The organism is Croceibacterium soli (assembly GCF_009828065.1).
Taxonomy (GTDB): domain Bacteria; phylum Pseudomonadota; class Alphaproteobacteria; order Sphingomonadales; family Sphingomonadaceae; genus Croceibacterium_B; species Croceibacterium_B soli.
Map to the genome: position 1 here is coordinate 244,600 of NZ_WTYK01000004.1, position 20,494 is coordinate 265,093.

The 20,494-nt window shown below is 66.9% G+C and carries 19 protein-coding genes and 1 other RNA gene; 7 read left to right on the plus strand and 13 right to left on the minus strand.

The window, feature by feature from the left end:
• Positions 1–3: 3 nt before the first annotated feature.
• Together GRI75_RS08855 and GRI75_RS08860 are read right to left on the minus strand one after the other, a co-directional pair.
• Positions 4–879, minus strand: coding sequence for an ABC transporter ATP-binding protein (locus GRI75_RS08855; protein ID WP_160746603.1), 876 nt, complete (start codon positions 877–879; stop codon positions 4–6).
• Positions 876–1,985: an ABC transporter permease gene (locus tag GRI75_RS08860; RefSeq protein ID WP_160746604.1), complete on the minus strand. Its 1,110-nt coding sequence runs from the start codon at positions 1,983–1,985 to the stop codon at positions 876–878. The genes GRI75_RS08855 and GRI75_RS08860 overlap by 4 nt, the downstream gene beginning before the upstream one ends.
• Positions 1,986–2,081: 96 nt before the next feature.
• Here GRI75_RS08860 and GRI75_RS14600 point away from each other — a divergent pair, with 96 nt between their 5' ends.
• From GRI75_RS14600 to GRI75_RS08880, 3 genes are all read left to right on the plus strand, one after another.
• Positions 2,082–4,904: a valine--tRNA ligase gene (locus tag GRI75_RS14600; RefSeq protein WP_235911425.1), complete on the plus strand. Its 2,823-nt coding sequence runs from the start codon at positions 2,082–2,084 to the stop codon at positions 4,902–4,904.
• A gap of 503 nt (positions 4,905–5,407) precedes the next feature.
• Positions 5,408–6,142, plus strand: coding sequence for a 7-carboxy-7-deazaguanine synthase QueE (locus tag GRI75_RS08875; protein WP_160746605.1), 735 nt, complete (start codon positions 5,408–5,410; stop codon positions 6,140–6,142).
• Positions 6,143–6,206: 64 nt separating this feature from the next.
• Entirely contained in the window at positions 6,207–6,521 is a 315-nt protein-coding gene (locus GRI75_RS08880; protein ID WP_160746606.1) for a hypothetical protein, read from the plus strand.
• A 21-nt stretch (positions 6,522–6,542) separates the two neighbouring features.
• Here the strand turns inward: GRI75_RS08880 and GRI75_RS08885 are convergent, their stop codons facing one another.
• The 5 genes from GRI75_RS08885 to GRI75_RS08905 form a co-directional block, all read right to left on the minus strand.
• Positions 6,543–8,228, minus strand: a complete 1,686-nt coding sequence (locus tag GRI75_RS08885) for an ATP-binding protein (protein WP_160746607.1) — start codon at positions 8,226–8,228, stop codon at positions 6,543–6,545.
• A gap of 73 nt (positions 8,229–8,301) precedes the next feature.
• Complete coding sequence (locus GRI75_RS08890) at positions 8,302–9,057, minus strand: TIGR02186 family protein (protein WP_160746608.1); 756 nt, start codon at positions 9,055–9,057, stop codon at positions 8,302–8,304.
• A complete protein-coding gene (locus GRI75_RS08895) occupies positions 9,054–9,968 on the minus strand; it encodes a sulfite exporter TauE/SafE family protein (RefSeq protein ID WP_160746609.1) in 915 nt (304 codons plus the stop codon). Before GRI75_RS08895 ends, GRI75_RS08890 begins: the two co-directional genes overlap by 4 nt.
• Positions 9,969–10,011: 43 nt before the next feature.
• Complete coding sequence (locus tag GRI75_RS08900; protein WP_160746610.1) at positions 10,012–11,085, minus strand: hypothetical protein; 1,074 nt, start codon at positions 11,083–11,085, stop codon at positions 10,012–10,014.
• 1 nt (position 11,086) lies between these two features.
• Complete coding sequence (locus GRI75_RS08905; protein WP_160746611.1) at positions 11,087–12,490, minus strand: glycosyl transferase family protein; 1,404 nt, start codon at positions 12,488–12,490, stop codon at positions 11,087–11,089.
• 110 nt (positions 12,491–12,600) lie between these two features.
• Between GRI75_RS08905 and nhaA the strand changes: the two genes are divergently transcribed.
• A complete protein-coding gene (gene nhaA / locus GRI75_RS08910; RefSeq protein ID WP_160746612.1) occupies positions 12,601–13,794 on the plus strand; it encodes a Na+/H+ antiporter NhaA in 1,194 nt (397 codons plus the stop codon).
• A gap of 7 nt (positions 13,795–13,801) precedes the next feature.
• On the opposite strand, the gene GRI75_RS08915 is transcribed toward nhaA, so the two are convergent.
• Together GRI75_RS08915 and GRI75_RS08920 are read right to left on the minus strand one after the other, a co-directional pair.
• Positions 13,802–14,239, minus strand: coding sequence for a VOC family protein (locus tag GRI75_RS08915; protein ID WP_160746613.1), 438 nt, complete (start codon positions 14,237–14,239; stop codon positions 13,802–13,804).
• Between the two features lie 150 nt (positions 14,240–14,389).
• The gene (locus GRI75_RS08920; protein WP_160746614.1) at positions 14,390–15,136 is read right to left on the minus strand and encodes a TorF family putative porin; all 747 of its coding nucleotides are present in this window, start codon (positions 15,134–15,136) and stop codon (positions 14,390–14,392) included.
• Positions 15,137–15,419: 283 nt separating this feature from the next.
• Here GRI75_RS08920 and GRI75_RS08925 point away from each other — a divergent pair, with 283 nt between their 5' ends.
• Entirely contained in the window at positions 15,420–16,223 is an 804-nt protein-coding gene (locus GRI75_RS08925; protein ID WP_160746615.1) for a metallophosphoesterase family protein, read from the plus strand.
• Between the two features lie 13 nt (positions 16,224–16,236).
• Here GRI75_RS08925 and rnpB read toward each other — a convergent pair.
• The 4 genes from rnpB to GRI75_RS08945 form a co-directional block, all read right to left on the minus strand.
• An RNA gene (rnpB, locus tag GRI75_RS08930) (RNase P RNA component class A) lies at positions 16,237–16,671 on the minus strand.
• 6 nt (positions 16,672–16,677) lie between these two features.
• A complete protein-coding gene (locus GRI75_RS08935; RefSeq protein WP_160746616.1) occupies positions 16,678–17,385 on the minus strand; it encodes an N-acetylmuramoyl-L-alanine amidase in 708 nt (235 codons plus the stop codon).
• Positions 17,386–17,422: 37 nt separating this feature from the next.
• Positions 17,423–18,061, minus strand: a complete 639-nt coding sequence (locus tag GRI75_RS08940; protein ID WP_160746617.1) for a histidine phosphotransferase family protein — start codon at positions 18,059–18,061, stop codon at positions 17,423–17,425.
• 9 nt (positions 18,062–18,070) lie between these two features.
• Positions 18,071–18,466, minus strand: coding sequence for a Mov34/MPN/PAD-1 family protein (locus GRI75_RS08945; RefSeq protein ID WP_160746618.1), 396 nt, complete (start codon positions 18,464–18,466; stop codon positions 18,071–18,073).
• A 16-nt stretch (positions 18,467–18,482) separates the two neighbouring features.
• Here GRI75_RS08945 and GRI75_RS08950 point away from each other — a divergent pair, with 16 nt between their 5' ends.
• The gene (locus tag GRI75_RS08950; protein WP_160746619.1) at positions 18,483–19,427 is read left to right on the plus strand and encodes an RluA family pseudouridine synthase; all 945 of its coding nucleotides are present in this window, start codon (positions 18,483–18,485) and stop codon (positions 19,425–19,427) included.
• Positions 19,428–19,552: 125 nt separating this feature from the next.
• Complete coding sequence (gene rpoH / locus GRI75_RS08955; protein ID WP_328597953.1) at positions 19,553–20,458, plus strand: RNA polymerase sigma factor RpoH; 906 nt, start codon at positions 19,553–19,555, stop codon at positions 20,456–20,458.
• Positions 20,459–20,494: the final 36 nt, after the last annotated feature.

Genomic DNA, 20,494 nt, shown 5'->3' on the forward strand with positions numbered 1-20,494 from the left:
GCCCTATGCCCCCGCTCGGTCGCGCTTGTCTATCGACTTGCTGCGCGCCGTGCTTGCCTGCGCCGCCCGGCCGCGCGGCCCGTTGAAGTACTCCTGGATCCACGGATGGTCGCTTTCGAGCAGTTCCGGGATCGTGCCGACCGCGATGACCTTCTTGTCCGCCAGCACCGCCACACGGTCGCAGATGGCGTACAGCGTATCGAGATCGTGGGTGATCAGAAACACCGTCAGGCCCAGCGTCTCCGCCAGCTCGCGCGTGAGTTCGTCGAACTTGGCCGCGCCGATCGGGTCCAGCCCGGCGGTCGGCTCGTCCAGGAACAGCAGCTCGGGATCGAGCGCCAGCGCGCGGGCGAGGCCGGCGCGTTTCTTCATGCCTCCGGACAGCTCCGACGGATACTTGCTCGCAGCGTCTTCGGGAAGGCCGGACAGCACGACCTTGTAGCGCGCGATCTCGTGCATCAGTTCCTGGTCGAGCTCCGGATAGAACTGCTTCAGCGGCACTTCCACGTTCTCGCCCACTGTCAGGGTCGAGAACAGCGCGCCGCCCTGGAACAGCACGCCCCAGCGGCTGCGGACGCCGATCTCCTCGTCCGGCTCGGCCGCGGTGATGTCTTTGCCGAACACCTCGATGCAGCCTGCCGCGACCGGCTGCAGGCCGATGATCGCGCGCATCAGCACCGACTTGCCGGTGCCCGAGCCGCCGACCACGCCCAGCACTTCGCCGCGCCTGACTTCGAGGTCGAGCCCCTCGTGGACGACGTTCTCGCCGAAGGCCGTGGTCAGGCCGGTGATGACGATCGGGAACTCGCCGTCGAAATGCTCGGGCACTTCCTCCAGCGCCACGTCGCCGACCTGCTGATCGATCTGTTCCTCGCTCATGCCCAGCCCACCTCGGTGAAGAACACCGCGAAGAACGCGTCGAGCACGATGACCATGAAAATCGCTTGGACCACGGCCATCGTGGTCCTGAGGCCGACTTCCTCGGAGTTCCCCTGCACCTGCATGCCCTGGTAGCATCCGGTCACCGCCACGATCAGGCCGAAGACCGGCGCCTTGATCAGCCCGACCCACACGTCATGGATCGGCACGACCTCGCGGATGCGCTGGAGGAACGTGAGGAAGGGGATACCCAGCGTCAGCTCGGCGATGAAGGCCCCGCCGATGATCGCCATGACGGACGCATAGAAGCCCAGCAGCGGCATCATGAACACGGCAGCGAGGATCCGCGGCATGATCAGCGCCTCGGTCGGCGAAACGCCGATCGTGCGCATGGCGTCAATTTCCTCGGTCAGCTTCATCGTGCCGAGCTGCGCCGCGAAAGCCGACCCGGAGCGGCCGGCGACCATGATCGCGGTCATCAGCACGCCGAGCTCGCGCAGCGTCAGCCGCCCGGTCAGGTTGATGGTGTAGATCTCTGCGCCGAATTGGCGCAGCTGCGCCGCCCCTTGCTGCGCGACCACGATGCCGATCAGAAAGCTCATCAGTCCGATGATGGCGAGCGAGGAGACCCCGACCAGCTCGAGCTGGCGCACGAAGGCCTTGCCCCGGAACCGCGACGGGTGCCGGATCAGGGTCAGCGAACACAGCACGACCTGGCCCATGAAGGCGATGATCTGCCGCGCGCCGACGCTGAATTCGAGGACGAGTTCACCGACCCGTTCGGGGACCCGCAGCCGCAGGAGCCGAAGCGGCGGCGAAATGTCGGCGCTGCTTTCCGCTTCCTCGACGGCCTTGAGCAACCGCTTCGCCTGCTCGGTCGCCCCGGTGACCTCGGCCTCCCGTTCGCGGGCGAAGCGCAGGACCGTCCACGCACCGACGGTATCGATCGCGGTCGTCTGCGACAGGTCGATCTCGGCCACCTCGCCCTCGAAAGTGCGCAGGTACCGGTCGAGCTTGCCGATGGTTGAGATGAGCAGCGGCCCTTTCAGGACGAGTTTCGCGCGCCCGCCCTCGTCTTCGAGGCTGTATTCCGCCCATTGCCGCATATTCTCCCGCTATGGTGGGAAAATCGCCCCGCCGCAAGCTGCCCGCCACGCGCGGCTTGCGTGCACTTGCCGCCGCTGGCAAAGGCGCGGGCCTGTATGAGCACCGAGCTGGACAAGACTTTCGACCCCGCCGCTATAGAGGCGAAGTGGTATTCCCATTGGGAGGAGAATGGGCTGTTCCGTCCCGAGCGGCCGGACGCGGTGCCGTTCACCATCGTCAATCCGCCGCCGAACGTGACCGGCAGCCTGCACATCGGGCACGCGCTCGACAACACGCTGCAGGACATCGTCGTCCGTTACGAGCGCCTGCGCGGCAAGGATGCGCTGTGGGTCGTCGGCACCGACCACGCCGGCATCGCCACGCAGATGGTGGTCGAGCGCCAGCTCGAGGAGCGGCAGGACAAGCGCACCAACTACAGCCGCGAGGACTTCGTGGCCAAAGTCTGGAAATGGAAGGCCGAAAGCGGCGGGCAGATCACCCGCCAGCTGCGCCGGCTCGGCTGCTCGATGGACTGGTCGCGAGAGCAGTTCACGATGGACCCGCATTTCACCCGCGCGGTGGTGAAGGTCTTCGTCGACCTCTACAACCAGGGCCTGATCTACCGCGACAAGCGGCTGGTAAACTGGGACCCCAAGCTCAAGACCGCGATCAGCGATCTCGAGGTCGAGACCCGCGAGACGCAGGGCGGCTTCTGGCACTACAAGTACCCGCTGGCCGACGGCGCCATGCTCGATAGCGGCGCGGATCACATCGTGGTCGCCACCACGCGGCCGGAAACGATGCTGGCCGACATGGCCGTGGCCGTCCATCCGGAGGACGAGCGCTACAGGTCCGTCATCGGGAAGGACATCCTCCAGCCGATCACCGGCCGCCGCTTGAAGGTCGTTGCCGACGAGCATGCCGATCCGGAACTCGGATCCGGCGCGGTCAAAGTCACGCCCGGCCATGACTTCAACGACTTCGAAGTGGGCAAGCGCGCCGGCATAAGGCCGGCCGAGATGCTCAACATGTTCGACGCCGAAGCCCGCGTCGTGCAGACGGCGGACGGACTGATCCCGCAGGAGTTCGTGGGCCTCGACCGCTTCGACGCGCGGAAACTCGTGGTCGAGCGGATGAAGGAACAGGGCTTCCTCATCCCCCACGTCGACAAGGACGGCAACGAGCACGACGCCGAGCCGCGCACGATCCAGACGCCTTACGGCGACCGCGGCGGCGTGGTGATCGAGCCCTGGCTGACCGACCAGTGGTACGTAGACGCCGCAACCCTCGCTCAGCCGCCGATGCAGGCGGTGCGCGACGGCCGGATCGAGATCGTCCCCAAGACCTGGGAGAAGACCTTCTTCAACTGGATGGAGAACATACAGCCCTGGTGCGTCAGCCGCCAGCTCTGGTGGGGCCACCGGATCCCGGCGTGGTATGACGAAGACGGCAAGGTCTATGTCGCCGAGACGGAGGAGGAGGCGCAGGCTCTCGCCGGCGACAAGGCGCTCAGCCGCGATCCCGACGTGCTCGACACGTGGTTTTCCTCGGCGCTGTGGCCTTTCGCCACACTGGGATGGCCGGACACCGCAAATCCTCCCCGGGACGGGGAGGTGGCAGCGCGCAGCGCTGACGCAGGGGGCTCGCAGCCTGGCGAAGCGACAGCGGAGAGCCCCCTCCACCACCCTGCGGGTGGTCCCCCTCCCCGTGCCGGGGAGGATTTGTTGTCGCGCCACTACCCTAACGACCTGCTCATCTCCGGGTTCGACATCCTGTTCTTCTGGGATGCGCGCATGGCGATGCAGGGAATGCATTTCATGGGCGAGGTGCCGTGGAAGCGGCTCTACCTGCACGGCCTAGTCCGCGCGCCGGACGGGCAGAAGATGTCCAAGTCCAAGGGCAACGTGGTCGATCCGCTGGGGCTGATCGACAAGTACGGCGCCGACGCGCTGCGCTTCTTCATGGCGGCGATGGAAAGCCAGGGCCGCGACATCAAGATGGATGACCGGCGGGTCGAGGGATACCGCAATTTCGCGACCAAGCTGTGGAACGCCACGCGGTTCTGCCAGGCGAACGGCATCGGCGCGAGCAACTCGATCAAGGCGCCGCCGGCGCGGCTCGCGGCCAACCAGTGGATCATCGGCGAAATCGCGCAGACGGTGACGAAGCTCGACGCGGCGATGGCCGACCTGCGCTTCGATGCCGCCGCGAACACGATCTACCACTTCACCTGGGACCGCTTCTGCGACTGGTACCTGGAACTGATCAAGCCGGTCTTCCAGGGCGATGAGGAATCGCCGGCAGCCGTGGAAACGCGTGCCGTCGCCGGCTGGGCGCTCGACCAGATCCTGGTCATGCTGCACCCGTTCATGCCGTTCATCACCGAAGAGCTGTGGCATGCCCAGGGGGACCGTTCCTACGAGCTGATCCTGGCGAAGTGGCCGGAGCCGGAAGCGAGCGTGGATGCTGCGGCCACCGACGCCATCGACTGGGTCATCCAACTCACCACCGCTACGCGGGCGGCCCGCAGCGAGCTCGGCATCTCCCCCGGCGCCAAGCTGGCGGCTTTTTGCCCTGCTCCCTCTCCGCTGGCGCAGCGAGTGGTCGAGCGCAGCGCGGCCGCCATCGAGCGGCTCGCGCGGCTCACGCCGATTGCGTTCGGCGAAGCACCGGCCGGCGCGGCGATGCAGGTCGCGGCAGGCGGCGACGTGTTCATCGTCCCGCTGGAGGGCGTGATCGACACCGAGGCGGAGAAAGCGCGCCTGTCGAAAGCCCGTGATGCCTCGGTCAAGGAGCGCGACAGCCTCGGCAAGCGGCTCGGCAATCCGGCGTTCGTGGAGAAAGCGAAGCCCGAAGCCATCGAGAAAGCCCGTGCCGACCACGCGCACCATTCGGCGGAAGTCGAGCGGCTGGAAGCCGCGCTGGCGCGGCTGGGGTGACGTCTCAATCCTCCCCGGCACGGGGAGGGGGACCGCGACGCGAAGCGGCGTGGTGGAGGGGGCCCGCCTCCTGGTGCAGCGCGTGTGGCGAGCCCCCTCCGTCACCGGGCGGAGCCTGTCCTGAGCGACGCCGCAGGCGGCGTCGAAGGGGCCGGCGCCACCTCCCCCAGAGGGGGAGGATCTTATCAGGTGGAAGTGCCGCCAAAAGCCCCCTCCTGTTGTCCCTTCGGGACAGCTTCGCTTCCAGAGGAGGGGGTTGGGGGTGGTGAAGGCGCGCGGAAACCTTGCGCCCACCGCAGCACCACCCCGCTGCGACTAGGCTCGCCTACGGCTCGCCAAGTCTCGCTGCCCCTCCTCTAAAGAGGAGGGGATCGGGCGCCGAGATAACCGAGCTTGATCGAAACAGCTTCCCTACGCGCCCACGGTTTGCCAGTGCCGATCGCCCGTCCCGAGGACTCGCCGCCCATGCCCCTCCTGTCGCTTTCGCCAACAACAGGCAGCCGATGCCGCTAGTCCTCGCCACCACCACACCCGGCGAACCGGAAATCTTCGCGTCGCTGCAAGGCGAAGGCCCGTCGCAGGGCAAGCCGGTGGCGTTCGTGCGGCTGTCGCGCTGCAACCTTGCCTGCGTGTGGTGCGACACCGCGTACACCTGGCATTTCGAAGGCGACAACCGGCCCCACCGTTCGGGCGCCACTTACGAGCGCAAGGCCAACCAGGTCGTCCTGTCAGACGAGGAAACCGCAGAGCGGATCGCCGCTCTTGATCAGAACCGCCTCGTCGTCACCGGCGGGGAGCCGCTGCTGCAAGGGGCGGCGCTGGCGAAGATGCTGGCGCTGCTGCCAGGGGTGCGGGTGGAGATCGAAACCAACGGCACCGTCGAGCCGCACCCGGCGCTCGACCCGCTGGTCGCTCAGTACAACGTCAGCCCCAAGCTTGCCCATTCGGGCAATCCTGCCGATCTCGCGCTGGTGCCGGAGCGGCTTCGGCACTGGGCGGCGGAGCCGCGGGCGGCGTTCAAGTTCGTGATCGCCGGGCCCGCCGACGTGGAGGAAGTGCTCGCCCTGGCCGAGCGTTTCGCCATTCCGCGGGAGCGGATCTGGCTGATGGCCGAAGGCACCGACGTGGCCACCCTGGAGGCACGGGAGGCGTGGCTCGCGCCGCTCTGCGTGGAGCACAAGCTGACCTTGTCCAAGAGGCTGCACATCCAGCTGTTCGGGGACACGAGGGGCACCTGAACAACGAACCGCAGCCCCTCGTTCCCGCTGGACGTTGGCGCTGCGATGCGACATCGGGCGATTCATGAGAGAATTCTTCGATCCCCTGATCGCCGGTTACGGAAGCGCCAAAGCCTGGCTGGTAAGTTACACGGGCGCCGCCGAGGACTTGCTGCATGTCCACGCAGGGCTGCTGATCTTCGTGGTTTCCGCGCTGATCCTGAAGAAGAAGATGCGTTCGCCGGGCCCGCTCGCGCTGGTCGCCGCGTTCGCTTTGCTCAACGAGGTAATCGACCACCTCGCCGGCGGTCAGCGGGACTCGCTGGAGCCCTACGTGGACTTCGCCAACACGATGTTCTGGCCGACGGTGCTGTTCCTGGTCGCCCGCCGCTGGCGCTAGCCGCCCCTCTTGCGGGGCCGCCTACTTCCCTTGGCTGCGCCAGCGCTGGACTGTGCGAAGGACCGCATCCTCCTCGCCGCCGGAAGAGCGCCACAGTTCGGTGAAGCTCGGGTCCTCGGACGCCGGACGCCTGGTCTCGTCCAGGGTGTCGAACGAGACGCGGATCGGAATGGCCACGCCCTCGCCGCAGATGATGCACTCGCGGTTGCGCAGGGCCGGGATGGAATCGAGGAAGCCGCGGGCGCCTTCGGGCATGGCGGCTTTGACGAAGGCCTGGTCACGATCGTTGTTCAGCCGCATCGAGATGATCGTGCCGCACTGGGATAGCACGCCTTCGGCAAGATCCGACGGGCGCTGGGTGATCAGGCCCAGGCTGATGCCGTACTTGCGACCTTCTTTGGCGATCCGGCCGAGTATGCGGCCGACCGAGGAGCCATCGGCGTTCTTCTCGTTGGGCACGTAGCGGTGCGCTTCTTCGCACACCAGCAGGATGGGCCGGGTCCGCTCGTCGCGCCCCCAGATGGCGAAGTCGAACACCAGCCGGCTCAGCACCGCCACAACCGTGCTGGTGATGTCCGACGGCACCCCGGAAACGTCGATGATCGAGATCGGCTTCCCGGCGCCGGGCATCCGGAAGATCTTCGAGATGAAGTCGGCCATCGTATCGCCGACGAGCATGCCGGAGAACATGAACTGGTAGCGGGGATCGGTCTTCAGCTCGTCGATCTTGCCCTTGAGGCGCATGAACGGGGCCGAGGATGTCGCCTTGTCGAGCTTGCCCATCTCGTCGGTGATCAGGCTGGTCAGGTCGGACAGCAGGTAGGGGATCGGCGAATCGACCGTGATCTTGCCGATCTGCTCGGCCAGGCGGTTCTTGCTGCGCGCCTTGAGCAGGCACTTGGCGAGAATGTCGGAATCCTCCTGCCGGTCGTTGCCGCTTGAGGTGACGAACACCTCGCAGTGCTCCTCGAAGTTCATCAGCCAGTACGGCATCTGCAGGTTGCCGACGTCGAAGATCATGCCCGTCGTCTTGAAGGCCGCCGAGTACTCGCCGTGCGGGTCGATCATCACGATGTGGCCCTGTGGCGCGCTGTCGCAGATGCGGTGGAGGATCAGTGCCGCGCTGGTCGACTTGCCGGTGCCGGTCGAGCCGAGCAGCGCGAAGTGCTTGCCGAGCAGCGCATCGACGTAAAGGCCCGCGCGGATATCGTTGGTCGGATAGACCGTGCCGATCTGAATCGCGCTGCGCCCGTCGGAGGCATAGATCTGCCTGAGGTCGGCAGTGGTCGCGGGATAGACCATCGCGCCCGGGATCGGATAGCGGGTCACGCCGCGGCGGAAGCTGTGGATGCGCCCGGTCAGCTTCTCCTCGTCGCCCTCCCCCAGGAAGTCGATGTTCGCGAGGATGCCGCCGCTGCGGCGGTCCTGCTTCTGGTCGCGAACGCTGGCGAGGAGCCAGCCGTCCTCGGTCTTGATCTTCACCTGGCTGCCGACCTGGCCGGCGATCGCGATCGAAGGATCGCCGTCGCGCGCGCATTCGGTCAGCCGCTGCAGATCGAGCACCACTTGCGAGCCGGCGCCGGCGATTTCGAGCACGACGCCGATGGGCTGCACATCGATGGACGAAGCATGCCCGGCAGCCTGGGGCACGACCCTCCCCTCTGCTGGAGAAGTCGTCTCGAACTCGTGCCTCGGCATCTCAGTCATCGTCGCGTGTCGCCCTGGAAAATTGACCGGCTGCAACTAACCCGCACGAGGTTAAAATCGCGTCAATTTCCAATCACATGAAGGCGAACAAGCGGCCCGCCATCCAGCCCATCCCGAGCGACAGGGCCACGGCCATGAGACCGTACAGGAACGCGTTCTCGTCGGAGAATTCGGCCACCAGGCGCTCGAAGCCGACCTTGCGCACTTCAACCTCCGCGCTGGCCGAGGCGATCACCCGGCCGCGGGTGATGGCGAAGGTTTCCGCCGTGTAGCGGCCGGTCTGGACGTTGGACGGCAAGGCGATGCGCGCCTGGTAGAGAACCTGCTCGCGAATCGTCACCCCGCCCGGGTCCTGCTTGTAAAGCCCCTGGCGCTCACGCAGCTCGACCAGACCTGCCGTGAAGCGGGCCTGCTCCTCCGGGTCGATCGAGCCGATCGGCGAAAGCTGCAGGAAGTCGAGCCCGAGCTCGTAGATCGCCGCGGTGCGCTCGTCGACGATGTCCTCGACCGGGCGCGAGCTGGCCACTGCGAAGTAGGATGGGGCGGAGCGAAACGCGGTGCTTTCCGCGTTGACCCAGATGCCGAGGATCTTCTGCTTTTCCCGCAGGCGGATCGGCTGCGTCGGTCCTTTCAGGACCACGACGATGTCGTAATCGCGGCCGGCGCGGCGGCCGTCGGGTTCCAGGATCGCGCCGAACAGCAGCAGCTCGGTGCCGGTGAAGCCCTGGCGCACCTGAACCTCGTGCTGCGAGACTTCGGGCACGAGGATCGGATCGCGCTGCCCGGTGAGCGCCAGGAACGCGAGTAGGGCCAGGGCCGCGCGCTTCACAGCGGCACTACGGAATAGATCTCGTCCGGCTGCACGCCGAGGCCAAAGGCCATGCGCAGCGCCACGGCGAGGACGATCAGCGCAAGCATGAGGCGGAGCAGCTCCGGCTTCACGCTGACCGCGATCTTGGCCCCGAGCTGCGCCCCCACGACTGAGCCGAGCAGAAGGACGCCCGCGAGCACGATGTCGACCGCCTTTGTCGTCAGCGCGTGCATCATTGTCGCCGCCATGGTGACGAAGAGGATGTTGAACAGCGACGTACCGACCACCACGCTGGCGCTCATGCCCAAAATGTAGAGCATCGCGGGCACCAGGATGAACCCGCCGCCGACGCCCATCAGCATTGTCAGGATCCCGATCACCACCCCCAGCAGCAGCGGCGCGAGCGGCGAGATGTAGAGGCCGGAGCGATAGAACCGCCAGCGCATCGGCAGGCTGCTGACCAGCGGGTGGTGGCGCCGCTTGGCCGCCCGCTTCTTGGCCGCGTCCTCCTTGCGCAGTAGCGCCTGCAGGCTTTCCCGCCCCATCAGCGAGCCGACCGTGCCGAGCAGGGCGACGTAGAGGATCGAGATCACCGTATCGATCTGGCCGAGGGCGGTGAGCAGGTTGAACAAGCCGGCGCCGAGCAGCGCGCCGACGACGCCGCCAGCCACGAGTACCCCGCCCATCTGGTAATCGACCCCGTTGCGGCGGCTGTGCGCGAAGACGCCGGACACGCTGGCGCCGGTCACCTGCGTCGCGGCCGAAGCAGCGGCAACCGTGGGCGGGACGCCGTAGAAGATCAGCAGAGGCGTGGTCAGGAACCCTCCGCCGACGCCGAAGATGCCCGAGAGAATCCCGGTGCCGACACCGAGCAGAACGATTACCAGCCCATTTACCGCAAGGTTCGCGATGGGGAGGTAAACGTCCATACCACGGCCTAACGCAAGCCGGCGCGGGAATGAAGGAGGAGCCTTAGAATCCCGCTGAAAATGTCAGGGCCGGGCCGTCACCCGGTTCGGCATCGCCCGCGATGCGGAAGCGATAGTCCAGCGCCAGCCGCGAATGGGCTTCGCCGAGCGGGAACGAGACCGTGGCGCTTGGACCCAGGTCGAGGCGCGCGGCCCGCTCCTGCGCACCGCCGGAGACCGCCGCTCCAATCCGCAGTGCGCGCCCTTCACCGCGGCCGATCACGCGGCGGTCCACGCGCAGCTGGCCATCGGCGAAGGCCGTGGCGAACTTGCCGCCGACGTAGCCCACCTGGGCGTAGAGTTCCCCGTGGAAGCCGAACGGTAGCCGCGCCGGCGGCAGCTCGGTCACGGCGAAGGCGGCGCCCCGTGTTTCGCGGCCCCCCGGGTGCTCGTACACGCGCAGCTCCGCAGCGACGCCAAGCGGCAGGTCCGGCAACGGGCGCACGGCGAGACCAGCGGCCACTTCCCGTTCACGAGGGCCGTCGAGGGCGCGTGTGGCGCGTACATAGGCGGTCGGGCGGTGGCCGTTCGCTTGCGCAAGACGGTAGCGCAGCACCGCGCCCGTCTGGCTGCGGCCGTATGCAGGTCGGCCGGCGACCAGCCGTGCGGCGGAATCGTCCCGGAGGAGCAGCCATGCGTCACCGGACCAGCGCGTGTCGGCTGAATCGGTCGCGGGTTCGCGCTCGGCCACCTGGCTTAGATGGGGTGCGTTCGGCCCGGCGGGAGAGCCTTCCTGCGTGAAGAGGTCTGCGGCGCTTGGCAGGATCGGGGCGACCCTCTCCCGGGGCAGCGCCACAGCCGCAGAGGGAGGGACCTGGAGTGGGCTGGACACACTGCCCAAGGCCGGTGGCGCTTCGCTGCGCTGCCATGGCGCTGGGGCGACGGTGCCGGCGTGGATCCTCGCCGTGCGGCCTGCGCTCGCCAGTCCGGCAGCCCCGCGATCGGCGGGATGCGCCGGTGGCGCACCGCCGAAGGGAGGCTCCCACAGAAGCACCCGCAGCACCAGCCACCCGCCTATGACGGTGGAGAACACCAGCAGCGGCTGGCCCTTCGGCCGCTGGAATCGGCGAAACGCCATCTCATCCTGCCCGCCGCATGGGCCGAAGAGTGGCCGGGTGCGCCTCGTGATGAGTCTTGTCCCAGCGGAGCTTGGCGCCGCACAGCGTGGCCACATAGTCGAAGAGAGCGCGGCGCGCGGCCATGATGGCGACGATGTTCGCGTGCGGCAGCCGCAGCAGGGCACGAAGTCCCTCCAGCGCGCCGTATTCCCGCGCAGTGAAGGCGAAGCGCACTGCCGCACGCCAGCCGAAGCTGGCGAGGTCGATCCACAGCACGATCGTCAGCAGCTTGCCCGGCTGCCACGGACGCGCGAACCCGAAGTGCCCGGCCAGCCAGAGAATCCCCACCACCAGGAGCAGCATGTAAGCGGCGAACAGGACCAGCGCCGACAGCGGCCCGCGTCGATCCCGCAGCCGCATCCAGTGCTCGGCCCAGCCGCCGCTCCATCCCAGCCGATCCCATCCCTGCAGGGCGATGCCGTGGATCCAGCGCGACTTCTGGATGACGGCCTCACGCCAGGTCGGCGGGAAGCAGGCGCGGGTGGCGACAAGCCGCCCGTCCGGCCGCCGTGCGCGCAGGAAGAGCGAGCGCCCCCCAGCGGCCTTGATCTTCATGCCGAGCTCGTAATCCTCCGTCAGGGAGTCGACGGAGAACGGTCCCGTCCCGCGCATCTCGCGGGCGATGGTGCCGAGAAGCCGGCGGTCGAAAGCGCAGCCCACTCCGGCGGCCGGCAGCGAGGCGCCCACTTCGCTGCGTACGACCATCGCCTTCCCGTGTGCTTCGGCGAACTCTTCGCAGTAGTGGCTGCCGATCCAGCGGGATGCTCGCTGCGGCTCCGGCAAGACCGGCAGCTGCACGAAGTCCGCCTGCGCCAGCGCGGCATCGAGCAGACCAAGCGCGGCGGGGTCGACCATGTCCTCCGCATCGTGGAGCACGACCATCCGGAACGGCGCTCCGCTGCGGCGCTCGTCCGCCTCCATCTCGGCGTAAAGGCAGTTGAGGCAATCGGCCTTCGTAGTCGGGCCGTCCTGATCGTGGACTACCAGGCAGACCCGCGGATCGCCGCCGGCGCCGCGGACGATCGCCGCCGCCGTCGCGCTGTCGTTGCGATAGTGCCCGGCATAAATGCGGAGCTCGCTGTGCGGCCAAACGGCAAGGGCATGGGCGATAGTCGTCGCAATCACCCGCTCTTCCCGCCAGGCAGGAATGAGCACGGCTGCCCGGCCCAGCAGGGGCTCCCCTTCGTAGGCCGCTGCCCCGATTGGCCGGGTGCGCGCCCTCCCGGTCAGTCGCAGCCACGCCCAGGCGAGATCCATCGCGAACTCGTCGGCGGCGCCGATCAGGAAGAAAATGCCCGCGAACAGCAGCAGTTCGTGTTCGAGCAGCGCCAGCCACTCGAGTGGCGACCACGCCCCCCACATCATCGTTCGATGCCCCCCGGCTTGGTCCCTACGCAAATGTACCTAGGTGGATCCAAAACGCAACAGGCTAGGTTTCCCTTGAAACGGCCGGCCAATTCCCGAAAGGGCGGGGCATGGCCGAACGAATCCTATCCGCAGCCGTCCGTCCTTTCCGCGCCCTGTTCGTCAGCGATGCCTTTGCCGGCGTCCTGCTGATCGCGGTCGCGGCGCTGGCCATCGGGCTGGCGAACAGCCCTTTCGCGTCCACATACTTCGAGGTGTTCCACGCCAGGCTGGCTTGGAGCCCGATTCCCAAGCTCTACAACCTGCACTTGTGGATCAACGACGCCTTGATGGCGGTGTTCTTCTTCGTGATCGGGCTGGAGGTGAAGCGCGAAGTGATCGCCGGCAACCTGGCGGATCCGCGGCAGCGGCGCCTGCCCGTTCTCGCGGCGATGGCCGGCATGGCGGCGCCCGCCCTGGTCTACTTCTGGGTCGCCGGCAGCGAATACAGCCTGCAGCGGGGCTGGGCCATTCCCGCCGCGACCGACATCGCCTTCGCCATGGGCGTGATCGGCCTGCTCGGCAGCAGGGTACCGGCGGCGTTGCGGCTTTTCCTGCTGACCGTGGCGGTCGTGGACGATCTTGGGGCGGTGATCATCATCGCGGTGTTCTACACCGCCAATATCAAGCTCGCGTGGCTGCTCGCCGCGTTAGGGATCGTCGCGGTTATGATCGCCTTCAACCGCTACGGCATGCGGCGCATCTCGCCCTTCATCCTGGCTGCCCTGGCGCTGTGGTACTGCGTGCTCAACTCCGGCGTGCATGCGACGATCGCGGGCGTCGTCGCCGCTCTGACGATCCCCATGCGCACGCGGGACGGCCACAGCATGCTCGAAACCATGGAGCACGCGCTGGTCGGTTGGAACGCCTATCTGGTCGTGCCGCTGTTCGGTTTCGCCAACGCCGGCGTAGCTCTGGGCCAGATCGGGCTGGACGCGCTGTTCGACCCGCTGCCCCTGGCGATCGCCGGAGGGCTCGTCGTGGGCAAGCAGGTAGGGATCTTCGGCAGCATCGTGGCCGCGGACAAGCTCGGCTTCGCCCGGCGGCCCGAAGGCGCGAGCTGGGCGCAGATCTGGGGCACGGCCGTCCTGTGCGGCATCGGCTTCACCATGAGCCTGTTCATCGGCGCGCTGGCCTTCCCCCGCGATCCCCTGCTGGTGGAGGAGGCCAAGCTCGGCGTGCTGACCGGATCGCTCATCTCGGCGATCCTGGGCTACCTGATCCTGCGGTTCGCCCGGCCGCTGGAGCAGCCGGGGAACGCCTGACCCTTGCTTACCAGCTGCCGGTGTTCTCCATGCTCGCCCAGGGTTCCTGCGGCGGCAGGTGGCCGTCCTGCAGCAGTTCGATCGAGATGCCGTCCGGCGTCTTGATGAAAGCCATGTGCCCGTCGCGCGGAGGACGGTTGATCGTCACGCCCGCGTCCATCAGCCGCTGGCACGTCTCGTAGATGTCGTCGACGCGGTAGGCCAGGTGGCCGAAGTTGCGGCCGCCGGTGTATTCCTCCGGCGCGCTGCCGTCTTCCGGCGGCCAGTTGTAGGTCAGCTCGACTTCGGCGACGCCGGCTTGGCCGGGCGCGGCAAGGAAGATCAGCGTGAAGCGGCCCTTCTCACTCTCCATGCGCTTCACTTCCTCAAGGCCGAGGAGCTTGAACAGCGCGACAGTGGCGTCCGGATCGCTCACCCGGATCATGGTGTGGAGATATTTAACCATCGGAAGTCGCTCCATTCGTATCGAGTTGCTGCCTCGCCGTAGCGAAAACGTGATGGCCGCCGCCAGAGCTTTCTAGTGCGCGTCGCCGCAAAAGCAGAAGGCCCGCCCCGCCGAAGCGGAGCGGGCCTTCCGGTACACTTGCGTCGAAGCTTAGAAGCTCATCGATAGCGAACCGACGACGGCATCGTCGGTGAGCCCGTCGACCGACGGGCCATCGACGCCGACGTAGGAGACGCCGAGGCTCAGCCCGCCAAGAACAGTGGCGCTGGCGCCGACCGAGTAGTCGAACCCGCTGTCGTCCGTGCTGCCGGCGAGGTACGGCGGCGCGAGCGGGCCTTCGGTGTAGCCGAGGTGCGCGGTCAGGGTCAGCGGAGTGGTCGGCACGCCGAGCTCGAAATCGCTGTAGAGGTAGAGGTTGTCGTCACCGCCGAGCGAATCCTGCTCCCAGGCGTAAGCAACGCCGACGGTCGCGCCGACCGGGCCGAGCGTCGTCCCGATCGAGGCATAGGGCTCGAAATAGTCCGTGTCGGCGCCGGTGTCGCCCGAAGGGTACATGTAATACAGCAGGCCGACGTCGAGCGTCACGCCAGGCGTGATGTCGCCGCTCCAGCCACCGTAGACGTCGAGCTCCATCTCGCCGTAGTCTGCAGTGCCGTCGATCGACGAGCCCCAGGTGCCGACGTAGAAGCCGCTGTCATGGCCGACATCGAGGCCACCCTGGATGGCGAAGTCGCCGCCCGACATCGAGACGCCGCGGAAGCGGTAGTCCGTGACGATCGCGGCGTTGCCGGAGACCGAGAGACCGGACCCGGCATCCTGCGCCAGAGCAGGAGCGGCGACGAAGGCGCTGCCGGCAAGAAGAGTAGCAGCCAGAAGGCTGCGGACGGACGTAAGCATGGGCAATTTCCTCAATTGCTGGTTGAAATTGTGCTTCGTCCCACCTGCGGTCACGCGAGCCGGCCTCGTTCGATGGGCCGACATTCTGCGAACACGCGCCGTAGCTGCACATTGTTGCTGCAACGCACAAGAGAAATTGCCATAAGCGCGCGCTCTGTCGCCGCTGGTGTGTTGTTTCGGCATCACATTAACGTGGCGGTCAGGTATATTGACCCACTGGCCCTGCAACGCAGGACCGAATTGCCTCGCCAGTGTTTGAGTGTGGACCGACACCTTTGCAGCCATGTTGAAAACAATTCGCCGGATCTTCGAACGCGCCGAGAGCGCTCCCCTGCCCGCCATTCCCGCCGGCCAGCGCGTCTATGCCGTGGGCGATATCCACGGCCGGCTCGACCTGTTCGAGGCGCTCATCGCCGCGATCGAGGAGGATGACGCCCAAGCAGGCGCTGCCGAGACGACAGTGATCCTGCTCGGCGACCTGGTCGACCGGGGTCCCGACAGCGCCGGTGTGATCGCCCGTGCGCGCGCATGGCAGGGCCAGCGCCGGGTGCGGATCCTGGCCGGAAATCACGAGGAGATGTTCCTCAAGAGCTTCGAGAAAATCGAAACGTTGCGCCACTTCCTCCGGTTTGGTGGGAAGGAAACTGTGCTCAGCTACGGCGTCGACCACGCGGCTTACCAGAAGGCTTCCGTGGAAGAAGTGCAGGAGATGATGGTGCATGCCGTACCGGCTGCGGACCGCGAATTCGTCAAAGGCTTCGAAGACCTGATCGCCATCGGCGACTACGTGTTCGTCCATGCCGGCATCGTTCCCGGCGTGCCGCTGGAGGAGCAGCGCCGCCAGGACTTGCGCTGGATCCGCGAGCCGTTTCTCTCCCACGCGGAGCCGTTCGGCGCGGTCGTGGTCCACGGCCACACGATCTGCGACGAGCCCGAAGACCGCGGCAATCGCATCGGCGTGGACACCGGCGCTTACGTCAGCGGCCGGCTGACGGCGCTCGTGCTCGAAGACGACCGGCGCCGATACTTGGAAGCAGTGGACGAGAACGGAGCCATAACGGCGGCCTCCCGGCAACTCGCTGCCTGAGTTCGTCGAAGGTGGAGCCAGGGGGCCTGTAAGCCGGGTTCTGTCTCGCGGGCGGTATCCGAAGACCACGTCCCCGCAAGGGCAGCCATTCATCTAGGCCTTGCGTTGCCGCAAGGCTCAAGCAACCAACCCGGGCCTCTCGGGGCGAAACACCCCTGCCCTAGAATGGGCGCGAGACCCCTATTCGGTCTTGCTCCGGGTGGGGTTTGCCGTGCGAGCTGCGTTGCCGCAGCCCCGGTGCGCTCTTACCGCACCCTTTCACCCATGCCTGTGCCTTTTAGGGGCCATCGGCGGTATACTCTCTGTGGCACTTTCCCTGAGCGGACGGCCGAAGCCCTCCACCCGGCGGGCGTTACCCGCCACCCTTGTTTCGTGGAGCCCGGACTTTCCTCGACCTCCGCCCGCTCATCCTGAGCCTGACGAAGGGCGCGGCTGCCCGGCCCCCTGGCGCTGCCTACCTAGTACGTCCCTGGTCGCGGTCCAAGAGCAATCGGAACAGGATCGCGCGGATCTGCCCGTCGATCTCGCCGTCGATCTTCTCGGGCCGCCAGCGGCGCTGGAACGCCTCGACCGCCTTGCGCCCGTCGGAAATATCGTAGCCGAAGCGCTCCAGCGCCAGGAAGAACGCGCCGTCGTTCTCGAACGGATCGCCCAGCCCGAGCTTCTCGGGCCGCGGCAAGGCGAGGTGGCAGCGGGCCAGCCGCTCCCACGGGAACAGTTCGCCCGGATCGAGCTTGCGATGCGGCGCGACGTCGGAGTGGCCGACGACGTTGGCGCGCGGAATGTCGTAATCGCGAACGATGCGGTGGAGCAGCGGCAGCAGCGCCTCGATCTGCGCATCGGCGAATTCGCGGTAACCCCATGTGTGACCGGGATGATCGAGCTCGATACCGATCGAGATGCCGTTCACGTTGGATTTGCCGCGCCAGTAGCTGAGCCCGGCGTGCCACGCGCGCTTGTGCTCCGGGACCAGCCGGACCACCTCGCCGTCTTCGGTAATCAGGTAATGCGCGCTGACTTTCGCATCCGGATCGCACAGCCGCCCGATCGCCCCGTCGGCCGAGGGCATATCCGTGTAGTGGAGCACGACCATCGAGATCCGCTCCTCGCGCTCGTCCCAGTTCGGCGAGGGAACCTCGCGGTGGACAAGCTCGTCGCTCATCCGCCGATCCGATCGTCCTGGGCCGGCCGGCAGCTCATCAGGCGTCCGGCAGGACCGCGCCCATCACGAGCGCTCCGTCCGTCAGCGCGTACTGCAGGCCGCCGCCGCGCTCCTCGGCCAGAAGCCGGACCATGTGCGCCGGCGCTGTGCGGCCGGACAGTTCGTCCTCCGGAAGCGAGCCTTCCAGCGCCTGCCCGATCGTGCGGTCGAAGGCGATCCGGGCGCCGGCCGCCCGGACAGCGATCTCCGTCGCGCCGTCGCGCCGCTCGGCCCCGATGTCCAGGTTGCCGCCCCGCGGCAGGGCATCGATGCCGATCGCCGCCAGGTTGAGCAGGACCTTCACCGCCGCCTTGGGCAGCATCGCGTCGCCGACGGCCCAGGCGAGCGCGATACGATCGTTGTCGCCCAGCAGCGCCTGAACCAGCGCGCGCGGCTCCTCCACCGGCACGTCCTGGCCGAATCCGCCGGCCGCGCCATAGGCGAGGCGAAAGAACTTGAGCTTGTCGGCGCTGATCCGCGCGCTCTGTTCCAGCAATTCCATGCACCGCTGGCGCATCTGCGGATCGCGCTCGTCGCGCAGGAGTTCGAGCCCATTGCTGAGGGCGCCGACGGGGCTGAGCATGTCATGGCAAAGGCGGGAGCAGAGCAAAGCGGCGAGTTCGGTGGGTGATGTCATGCCGGGCACTTAGCGGTCCGCGAGCACATAGGAAAGTTCCGCGAAGCCCGCGGCGTCGTCTATCCAGCACCGCACGTCGCCCCCGGCCACGATCGCCCACACGCTGCCGTCGCCCGCAGCCATGGCTTGGTCGGTCTTCGAAGGCTCTGCGGGACCCGACGGGTGGGAGTGGTAATACCCGATCACCTGCGGCCCGCCGGCCCGTGCGGCGCGATGCGCGTCGACCAGCGCCTGCGGATCGATCTCGAAGTGTGTGCGCGGTTCCGGATGAACATTTCGCGCGGGCCGGGCTTGTTCGATGCGGTTCCCTTGGCCGAGGAGAATACCGCAGGCCTCATCCGGTAAGGCGTTCGCGGCCTCTGCCGTAATGCGGTCGAAAGCCACTCTTGTCAGCACGATCTCCATCCCCATTTTCCCTAGCATGGGGGACGGGGAAATCATTAGCGGAACGCTGACCGGCGGGCAGCGGCTCGACAAGGCGCTGGCCGAAGCGTCGGGCCTGTCGCGTGAGCGGATCAAGGCGCTGATCGGCGAAGGCGCGGTCACGGTGGCCGGCAAGCCGGTCGGGCAAGTGTCGGGCAAGGCAGCGGACGGCGTCGAATTCGCCATCGCGCTCCCGCCGGCGACAGATCCCGTGGCGCAGCCGCAGGATATTCCGCTGAACGTCGTCTTCGAAGACGCGGATCTCATCGTCGTCGACAAGCCGGCGGGGCTGGTCGTCCATCCGGCTGTAGGCAATCGCGACGGTACGCTGGTCAACGCCTTGCTGCACCATTGCGCGGGCCAGCTCTCCGGCATCGGCGGCGTGGCGCGCCCTGGGATCGTGCACCGGATCGACAAGGATACGTCCGGGCTGCTGGTCGTGGCGAAGAGCGACGCGGCGCACGAGGGGCTGGCGAAGCAATTCGCCGACCACTCGATCGAGCGGGTCTACCTGGCGATCGTGAACGGCCATCCGATGCCGCGCGAGGGCACTATCCAGGGCCGGATCGGACGTTCCGACACCGACCGCAAGAAGATGGCCCTGCTCCCCGACGCCTCGCCCCGCGGCAAGCACGCCGTGACGCATTACAAAGTCCTGAAACGGCTTGCCGATTGCGCCCTGGTCGAGTGCCGCCTGGAGACCGGGCGCACCCACCAGGTGCGCGTTCACCTTGCATCAACCGGTCATTCGCTATTGGGAGACCCTGTCTATGGGCGCGCACACGCACGGCTCCGGCCGATCCTTCAGAAACTCGGGTTCCAGCGCCAGGCGCTGCACGCAGCCGTCCTCGGCTTCGTTCATCCGGTCACCGGCGACAGACTGCGCTTCGAAAGCGACCTGCCGCCCGACATGCGGGAACTGATCGACGAAACCGGTCATTGAAATCGATGAACTGCGCGCTGTCCTACAGAATTTTAGTGTATTACAGATCAGGGTGTGACCGCACAGCACGGATGCCCTGCAGGGGTCCATGCGCCGCCGGTCGACGCAGAAAGGTTTAGGAAGACGTGAGTAACAGCAAAGCACTCAGCGTGCCGGCTCTCGGCGGAGAGCAGAGCCTCAACCGCTATCTGGCCGAAATCAAAAAATTCCCTGTGCTGACGGCCGAGCAGGAATACATGCTCGCCAAGCGCTATGCCGAGCATGAGGACCCCGAAGCGGCGGCCCAGCTCGTCACCAGCCACCTGCGGCTCGTGGCCAAGATCGCCATGGGCTATCGCGGCTACGGCCTGCCGGTCAGCGACCTCATCTCAGAAGGCAACGTCGGCCTGATGCAGGGCGTCAAGAAGTTCGAGCCCGATCGGGGCTTCCGCCTGGCGACTTACGCCATGTGGTGGATCAAGGCCTCGATCCAGGAATTCATCCTCCGCTCGTGGTCGCTCGTGAAGATGGGCACCACCGCGGCGCAGAAGAAGCTGTTCTTCAACCTGCGGCGGATGAAGAAGCAGCTCGAAGCCTACGAGGACACGGACCTTCATCCCGACGACGTGACCAAGATCGCGACCGACCTCGGCGTGCCCGAGCAGGAAGTGATCAACATGAACCGGCGCATGATGATGGGCGGCGACGGCTCGCTCAACGTCTCGATGCGCAACGGCGAGGAAGGCTCCGGCGAGTGGCAGGACTGGCTGACCGACGATCGCCCGCTGCAGGACAGCGTCGTGGCCGATGCCGAGGAAGCCCAGGTCCGCCACGAGATGCTGCAGGAGGCGATGGAAAGCCTCAACGAGCGTGAGAAGCACATCCTCACCGAACGGCGCCTGACGGACAATCCGCAGACGCTGGAGGAACTGAGCCAGGTCTACGACGTAAGCCGCGAACGCATCCGCCAGATCGAAGTCCGCGCGTTCGAGAAGCTTCAGAAGGCCATGCAGCGCATCGCGACGGAGCGCCTGCTCCCGGCGATTGCCTAACGAAAATCCTCCCCGTTCGGCGCAGCCGAATGGGGA